The sequence below is a fragment of the Pseudomonas sp. F1_0610 genome (assembly GCF_047470865.1).
GTDB lineage: Bacteria > Pseudomonadota > Gammaproteobacteria > Pseudomonadales > Pseudomonadaceae > JAZDRH01.
In genome coordinates, this window is the sequence record NZ_JAZDRH010000049.1 from 1 (window position 1) to 7,151 (window position 7,151).

At 41.7% G+C, this 7,151-nt stretch carries 8 protein-coding genes; 6 read left to right on the plus strand and 2 right to left on the minus strand.

Going from position 1 to position 7,151, the window contains the following annotated elements; genetic code table 11:
* Positions 1–335: 335 nt before the first annotated feature.
* Positions 336–854, plus strand: coding sequence for a M48 family metallopeptidase (locus VQ643_RS15750; protein WP_414201371.1), 519 nt, complete (start codon positions 336–338; stop codon positions 852–854).
* Positions 855–872: 18 nt separating this feature from the next.
* The gene (lysM, locus tag VQ643_RS15755; protein ID WP_414201373.1) at positions 873–1,310 is read left to right on the plus strand and encodes a peptidoglycan-binding protein LysM; all 438 of its coding nucleotides are present in this window, start codon (positions 873–875) and stop codon (positions 1,308–1,310) included.
* 206 nt (positions 1,311–1,516) lie between these two features.
* Here the strand turns inward: lysM and yrfG are convergent, their stop codons facing one another.
* Complete coding sequence (yrfG, locus tag VQ643_RS15760) at positions 1,517–2,185, minus strand: GMP/IMP nucleotidase (protein ID WP_414201375.1); 669 nt, start codon at positions 2,183–2,185, stop codon at positions 1,517–1,519.
* A 66-nt stretch (positions 2,186–2,251) separates the two neighbouring features.
* Between yrfG and nudE the strand changes: the two genes are divergently transcribed.
* Together nudE and cysQ are read left to right on the plus strand one after the other, a co-directional pair.
* Positions 2,252–2,815, plus strand: a complete 564-nt coding sequence (gene nudE, locus VQ643_RS15765; RefSeq protein WP_414201377.1) for an ADP compounds hydrolase NudE — start codon at positions 2,252–2,254, stop codon at positions 2,813–2,815.
* A complete protein-coding gene (cysQ, locus tag VQ643_RS15770) occupies positions 2,815–3,624 on the plus strand; it encodes a 3'(2'),5'-bisphosphate nucleotidase CysQ (protein WP_414201379.1) in 810 nt (269 codons plus the stop codon). The genes nudE and cysQ overlap by 1 nt, the downstream gene beginning before the upstream one ends.
* Here cysQ and VQ643_RS15775 read toward each other — a convergent pair.
* Complete coding sequence (locus VQ643_RS15775) at positions 3,613–4,446, minus strand: LysR substrate-binding domain-containing protein (protein ID WP_414201381.1); 834 nt, start codon at positions 4,444–4,446, stop codon at positions 3,613–3,615. The genes cysQ and VQ643_RS15775 overlap by 12 nt on opposite strands.
* Before the next feature lie 112 nt (positions 4,447–4,558).
* On the opposite strand from VQ643_RS15775, the gene VQ643_RS15780 reads away from it, so the two are divergent.
* Both VQ643_RS15780 and VQ643_RS15785 read left to right on the plus strand, forming a co-directional pair.
* Positions 4,559–5,614 (plus strand): NAD(P)H-dependent flavin oxidoreductase, encoded by a 1,056-nt coding sequence (locus VQ643_RS15780; RefSeq protein ID WP_414201383.1) that lies wholly within the window; start codon positions 4,559–4,561, stop codon positions 5,612–5,614.
* Between the two features lie 84 nt (positions 5,615–5,698).
* On the plus strand, positions 5,699–6,880 hold the full coding sequence (locus tag VQ643_RS15785; protein WP_414201385.1) for a YbfB/YjiJ family MFS transporter: 1,182 nt from the start codon (positions 5,699–5,701) through the stop codon (positions 6,878–6,880).
* Positions 6,881–7,151: the final 271 nt, after the last annotated feature.

The window sequence follows — 7,151 nt, forward strand, 5'->3', positions numbered from 1 at the left end:
AATATATTCAATAGCAATCTAATGCAGTTATCGATTAATTTGATCAATTGTTCTTTAGGATGATTTAACCGTTCAGTTTTTTAGATATTTTCTTCAGGCATTTAATAAATTTTTAATTGAGTTCAGATCAATAGCTATCAAAAAAGCCATTATACTTATATAAGTAATTGATTTATAATGATATTTGCATTGTGATCTATTACTGATAGATGTTGGATGTTTTCACTGTGGTAAAGTTCAGCCCAGCGACTGGTTATTGGTATTCTTGTTGTCTACTAAGTAGCTTGGACTGAGGCAAGGTAACAAGCTTAGCCTAGAGGTAGACTGGTAATAGTATGTTTAATCAGCATTTAAAATATATACAAGGATATCCAGCGTCTTTGATAACTCAGGTAAATGCTTTGCTCAGTTCTGGGCAGTTAGGTGAATATCTTGCAAAGCGTTACCCGCAAAACAATACAATTTTGACTGATAAAGGACTATATGATTTAGTTAGCCAGTTCAAGCAAGCTTATCTGCGTAACGCTCCTAGAATTAGCAAAGTAGGTTATGACAGCAAAATAGACGTAGTGCGTCATGCGTTAGGTATGCATACAAGTATTGCTAGGGTTCAAGGAAGTAAACTCAAGGTGAAAAAGGAGATTCGTATTGCGAGTCTCTTCAAAACAGCTCCGCGCGATTTTCTAGATATGATAATTGTCCATGAATTGGCTCATTTACGCGAAGCAGACCACAATAAAGCATTTTATAAACTGTGCCAGTATATGCTTCCAAACTATCATCAACTAGAGTTTGACTTACGCGTATATCTTGTATGGTGCTCAACTCAATCAAATGAGCATACAACTGTTTAGCTAAAAATGGAGAGAGGAATGGGGCTGATTAATTTTGTGCAGGCGGCTGGTGCTGCATTATGGGAAAATATTCAAGGTAAAGAGGCGCATGCGGCAGAAAAGCTACATGAGCATATTGCTATGAGTGGCTTAGGTAACCCAGATATTGCGATTACAGTAGAAGGCAGTGTCATTCGAGTAGTAGGGCATGTAAAAACCCAAGAAGAAAAGGAAAAAATTCTTTTAGCATTAGGTAATGTTGCTGGTATATCTAGTATTGAGGAGCAAATTGCTGTTGTTGAGCCAAGTAAGGGAGCGCGCTTTGTCACTGTCGAGAAAGGGCATACCTTGAGTGCCATTGCTAAAGAGCAGTATGGTGATGCCAATGCTTATATGAGAATTTTTGAGGCTAATAAGCCTTTGTTAAAAGATCCGAACAAAATCTATCCTGGTCAAGTATTACGAATTCCCGTCTAAGTACCATTGGAGTTAGCTTGTGTATATAGCGTTGAGCCAATTACCGTCTGCTTGGCTCGCGCTGTATACTCATCAAGTACTTTACAAATAAGCCTACACATAGGCGTCTTCAAGTTAAGACACTATAGACATTGCACCCTTCTCGCTAAAATAATTGATTTATAGAAACACGCCGTGCGCCAGATTGGCTGCATTAATTGCAATGGCTAACGCACGAGATTGCAAAGTAGACTCTGAAGGTTGTTTACACTGGGAAAAGTCTTGATAGTACGCACCATTTGTTGGCTGTCAGGCTGGCTAATTGCCCAAGTATGAGCAATGCCATAGCTGTGTGCGCTATGTAAGACACTTAAGCTATCATCCAGTAATAGGCTGCGCTTAGGATTGAATTGCGTTTGTGCTTGTAGCAGGTGCCAAAAATCCTGTTGCTCTTTAGCATAGCCATATTGGTGTGAGCTAATAATCCTATCAAGTAAGGGTGCTATACCTGTTTTATCCAGTTTAAGGCGGAGTGCATCAGGGTGGGCATTAGTTGCGAGAATAAGCTGCTTCCCAGCTGCACGAAGTTGCTTTAAAAAATCCTTTACGGCTGGACGTAGGGCAATAAGGTGCGCAGTGTCCTGTTTCATTTGCATAATGGGTAAGCCTAACTGCGCTGTCCAAAAATCAATGCAATACCATAATAATTGGCCTTGGTACTTAGCTAATTTAGGCTCAATAATAGATTTGGCTTGAGCAACTGATATAGTGTGTTTTTGTGCAAAGCAAAAAGGTAAATGCTCAAGCCAAAAGTGGTTGTCAAAGTGTAAGTCTAATAATGTCCCGTCCATATCTAACAGAAGGGTATCAATGTCTGACCAGGGTAAGTTGGGCATACAAACTCGCTATCTCACATTCAATTTAGCAGTATGATACCTAGCTTAAGTACAAGGAGTGAGAGGATGCGAGAGAAACCAAAAATATTAACCTGTGAAGAAGTAGCGCGCAGTCGTTTATTTCGCGTTGAACAATTACAGTTACGTTTTAGTAATGGTGTAGAGCGTACCTATGAGCGGCTAGCCAGTAAATCTAATGGCTATGGAGCAGTCATGATTGTTGCCATGCCAGATGACGAGCATGTACTTCTAGTGGAAGAATACTGTGCTGGTACAGAAAGCTATGAGCTATCCTTGCCTAAAGGGCTAATCGACCCTGGTGAGGACGCATTGCAAGCAGCTAACAGAGAACTACAAGAAGAAGCAGGCTTTGCTGCAAAAAACCTAGAATGGATTACTCAACTAAGCGTTAGTCCTGGTTATATGCGCCAGATTATTCAAATCGTGCTTGCGCGTGATCTCTACCCATCACGCCTAGAAGGCGATGAACCTGAACCTATGGGAGTGACTAAGGTAAAGATGGATAACCTTGTCTCTTTAATAGAACACCCTCAATTTTCCGAAGGACGTGCTCTTGCGGCAATGTATGTAGTACGTGATCTACTTCGGGCGCGTGGAGAAATAGATTAATGGAAGCTAAGCTAATTGAATCTGTGATCAGCCTTGTTAAACAAGCAGGGCAAGCCATCCTTCCATTTTGGAAAAGTGAGCTGGCCGTAGATACAAAACAGGATGACTCGCCTGTAACGGCGGCTGACCTCGCTGCTAATGCTGTTTTACTGGCAGGATTAAAACAACTAACCCCTGATATTCCTGTGTTATCGGAAGAAGCTTGCCAGTTTACGATAGAGGAGCGCCAACAATGGAGCTCATGGTGGTTGGTAGATCCGTTAGATGGCACAAAAGAATTTATCAAAGGAAAAGATGAATTTACGGTAAACGTTGCCCTTATTCAGCAAGGCCGCGTGGTATTTGGTGTAGTTGGATGTCCAGTGTCAGGTGTGGTGTATTTTGGTGGTGCCCATTTAGGTGCCTTTAAACGGCTTGAGCACAGCACAACTGCAATCCAAGTTCGTGACGCTCAACATGAGTTTGTAGTTGTAGCTAGTCCCTCGCATACCAGTCCAGAGCAGGATGCTATGATTGCTGGCTTAACAGAGGCTTATCCTAATTTAGAAGTACGTAAGTTGGGGAGTTCGCTAAAGTTCTGTTTATTAGCAGAAGGCAAAATAGATTTTTACCCTAGATTCGCACCTACTTCACAATGGGATACAGCGGCGGCCCAAGCGGTATTAGAGGGGGCGGGTGGGCAGCTATTAACCGTTGAAGGCAATCTATTTGACTACCCAGTGCGTGAAAATTTGATTAATCCATACTTTTTAGCTTTGCCCAGCCAAGCAAGCTGGCGTACGCATGTTTTAAATAACCTAAGAAAATAGTTGTTTTCTTAATTGCTTAAGCGCGCGGCTTGTATTATTTTCTCGCCAAATAAAATAGGTATCTAATAGGCCCAAAGGATGAGGAAAAACACCTGGGTTGTGGCTCTGTAGCTCTAATACTGAGCGAGGCAAAACGCCAATACAGGTGCCTGCTGCAACACAAGCGATAATGGCATGATAAGAGCCAACTTCTTGTAATATGAGATCATAAGGTAGCTGTCTTTGTGCAAAGCGGCGATAACTACAGCCTTGACGAAAACAAGCTAGACGCCGAATAGGCAAGGTGCTCAATGCTAAATCTTTATAACGTTCAGGCACAATTAGCAGTAGCTCTTCGTGAAAAACCATTTGAGCGCCTAAACCAGCCGGTAGCTTGTGCTGATCTAATGCTAGAAAAGCACAGTCAAGACGATAATCTACAACCTCTTGTAACAGCTGTAAGCTAGGTGCTGTAGTGACTTGTAATTCAACCTTATCCCATAACTGTTGATACTGAGCTAATACCTTGGGTAGTCGGCTAGCAACTGTGCTTTCCATTGAGCCTATGGTTAGTTTTCCACTGGGGTTATGAGGATGTAGTGCTTGCTTGGCTTCTTCGGCTAGCATCAAAATGCGTTGGCTGTAATGTAAAAAAGTAACGCCTTGAGCTGTCAGTTCTAACTGCTTTTTGTCACGTACAAACAACTGAGCATCCAGTTGTTTCTCTAACTGTTGAACGCGTGTGCTGATATTAGATTGTGCTTTATTTAATAACTGGGCAGTTTTAGTGATGCTGCGTTGTTGTGCAACAGTTTGAAAAATTTCTAAATTAAGCAGATCCATAAATAGAATTACCTTATCTTAAAATCAGAATATTATTGCTTAATATATCTTAATTTATGATGATCTAAGCGTACAGCTAGGCTATGCGATCAAGAGATATTAGGAGCAGGTGATGCAACAATCATTATTAGAGTTATTAGGTATTCAATATCCTATTATTCAAGCCCCCATGGCAGGCACGTCAACTGTGTCATTGGCCGCAGCAGTGTGTAATGCCGGTGGGCTAGGCTCTTTAGGTTTGGGTAGTGCTAGCGTAGAAAATGCAAGAGCACAAATTAGAGCGCTAAAAGCAGCAACAAATAAGCCATTTAATATCAACTTTTTCTGCCATCAAGCTGCACCTAGAGATAGAGCACAAGAGCAGCGCTGGTTGGCGCATTTAGCACCTTACTTTGCAGAGTTTGGCGCAGTAGCACCCTTAGAATTAAGCGAAGACTATGCGAGTTTTATTAACAACACTGCAATGTTAGAAATGTTGCTAGAAGAACGGCCAGCTATCGTTAGCTTTCATTTTGGATTACCTAATATCAAAGATATTGAAGTATTAAAAGAGGCCGGTATTTGTCTTTTAGGCTGCGCTACATCTTTACAAGAAGCGCAAGTAATTGAGCAAGCAGGACTTGATGGAATTATTGCGCAAGGCTTTGAAGCAGGAGGCCACCGCGGGGTATTTAATGTTAAAGATGATTTGCAGTTAGGCCTGTTTAGTTTATTGCAGCTATTAAAAAAACACTGTTCGCTTCCGTTAATTGCAGCTGGCGGCATCATGGATGGCAGCGGAATTGCGAATGTACTTAAGATGGGCGCTAGCGCCGCTCAGTTAGGTACAGCTTTTATTCTTTGCCCCGAATCAGCTGCTAATCCTCAATATCGAGCAGCGCTTAGCAGTGCAAAAGCCTATCAGACAGCAGTAACTGCTGTTATTTCAGGGCGCCCAGCAAGAGGTTTGGTCAATCGCATGCATCAAGAGCTAGAGCAGTTTTGTGCTGATTTGCCTGGGTATCCTGCAGTTTATAGTGCGGGGAAAGCCTTACATGCTGCTGCGAGTGAGCAAGCTAGTGCCGATTTTGCTGCGCATTGGGCAGGCCAATCGGCTCCGCTAGCACGAGAAATGCCAGCAGACATGTTAATTAAAACCTTAGTGTGTGAGTTAGAAAACGCTATTTAAGGGCTAGTTTCCACTAACGTCGTACAGGGAAGTAGGTAAAAACGTAGCAAACTGCATCTATAAAAACTAACAAGAGAAACAGCCATGACAGGACAACGTCCTTCGCTACTGCGTGTTATTGTTGCTTGCGCAATTTTATTATTGGTTGTGCATACATTAGGGCGGTTTATTTATACACCCATGCTGCCATGGTTGGTTAAAGATGGCCTGTTTAGTCTAAAACAAGGTTCGGATATTGCGGCATGGAACTATTTAGGCTATTTGATAGGCGCCTTAACAGCCATGCGTTGGTGTGCTTTAGGGCAGATCCAACGTATTTTACCCTGGGCATTGTTGGCGAGCGTTCTATCAACCTTGTTACAAACACAAGCCCAAACACCTGAAACACTGACAATCTTACGTCTAATTAATGGTATTACCAATGGTATTGTTTTTGTCCAAGCGCCTTCTTTGGTATTGGAATGGCTGGCTTGTCATGGAAGGGCTTATTTAAGTGGGTTGGTTTATTTAGGTGTAGGCTTTGGCTTAATTTTATCTAGTGCACTAGTTGCTGTGCCATCTGCCTATTTAGTAGGAGCAGACCGTTGGTGGCCAGCGGCATTAGTGGCGATTCCTTTAGCTTGGTGGGGGTATCGACAAATCGCCAATATTGATATGTCAGAGTTTCCAGATATTCCAGCGGCCAAGCCAAGCACAGAAAAAACAGTACTATTTGATCGAGCAAGCACACCATTATTTCTCTCTTATGCCGGTGCTGGGCTTGGCTATATCCTGCCTATGACCTATCTACCAATGCTGGCGAGCATTGAGTTACCAGCTGATAGTTTTTTGATTAATGGTAGCTGGTTATTGGTTGCACTAGCGACTTTGCCAGCTCCTTGGATCTGGAATAAAGCAGGTAGCAAAATGGGAGATGCTAAAGCGCTGCGTTTAAACTATGTGATTCAATTTATAGGCGTTATTGCAGTATTGGTGTTGCCTGTCAGTATAGGTATTATTTTATGTGCCTTGCTAGTAGGTACTACCTTTTTGGGTACAGTATTGCTTACGCAGCGTCTAGCGCGCAGCTTACATCCTCACCAAGGTCCACGCTTATCAGCTGCTTTAGTAGCCTTATACAGCGTTACACAATTGGGAGGGCCTTGGTTAACCAGCCTTTGGTTAAATCAAGGTGGCAGCCTGTTGTTGGCTTTTAGCCTTGGAGCCGGTGCTTTATTTTGGGGGTTGATGATCTCTTTTCTGGTACCTAAAGAAAATGCTAAATGAGCCTATCAGCATCGAATGATTTAATTTCATAGGCTCTTTACTCGTCGGCAAAATATGCCGTTTGTCCGATAAATAACCACACAAATAAGAATTGATCTCATTTGTGTGCGTTAATCCTATTTTTTATTAAACTAATAATTAGGTCACATTATAAATAAATAGTAATTTACTAGGTAAAACAACTATAAAATATAAAAAACATCAGATAAAAACCTGCGTTCAGAATAATATATCAAAAAATTATAGATAAAAAAATATATTACCAGTTATT